Genomic DNA, 732 nt, shown 5'->3' with positions numbered 1-732 from the left:
CGCAAGCTCAGAAGCCGGAATATCCGGAGCACCAGGATATTTCGCCTGCAACGCAGCCAATATCTCGACCTGCTTGATGGAATCGATGCCGAGCTCGGCCTCCATCTCCATCCCCAGCGACAACATATCCGCCGGATAACCCGTCTTCTCCGACACAATCGCCAACACCACATCACCGGTCGGCACCACCGGCGCAGCGGCCGCAACCGGCGCAGCAGCAGCAGGCGCCGGCGCACTACCGGCGAAACCCGCCACCGTGTCGACGACATCCTGAAGAGTCCGCAGACCCGCAAGCTCAGAAGCCGGAATATCCGGAGCACCAGGATATTTCGCCTGCAACGCAGCCAATATCTCGACCTGCTTGATGGAATCGATGCCGAGCTCGGCCTCCATCTCCATCCCCAGCGACAACATATCCGCCGGATAACCCGTCTTCTCCGACACAATCGCCAACACCACATCACCGGTCGGCACCACCGGCGCAGCGGCCGCAACCGGCACAGCAGCAGCAGGCGCCGGCGCACTACCGGCGAAACCCGCCACCGTGTCGACGACATCCTGAAGAGTCCGCAGACCCGCAAGCTCAGAAGCCGGAATATCCGGAGCACCAGGATATTTCGCCTGCAACGCAGCCAGAATCTCGACCTGCTTGATGGAATCGATGCCGAGCTCGGCCTCCATCTCCATCCCCAGCGACAACATATCCGCCGGATAACCCGTCTTCTCCGACAC

Annotated in this window: 1 protein-coding gene; it reads right to left on the bottom strand. The window is 61.6% G+C overall.

Going from position 1 to position 732, the window contains the following annotated elements; all coding sequences use genetic code 11:
* The coding region (locus tag BST38_RS28800) for a phosphopantetheine-binding protein (protein WP_207569373.1) at window positions 1-732 on the bottom strand (732 nt) is incomplete at both ends.

This window comes from Mycolicibacterium parafortuitum, from assembly GCF_002086815.1.
GTDB lineage: Bacteria > Actinomycetota > Actinomycetes > Mycobacteriales > Mycobacteriaceae > Mycobacterium > Mycobacterium parafortuitum.
Note: the sequence above shows the minus strand (reverse complement) of the source record. Positions and strands in the feature narration are given on the sequence as shown.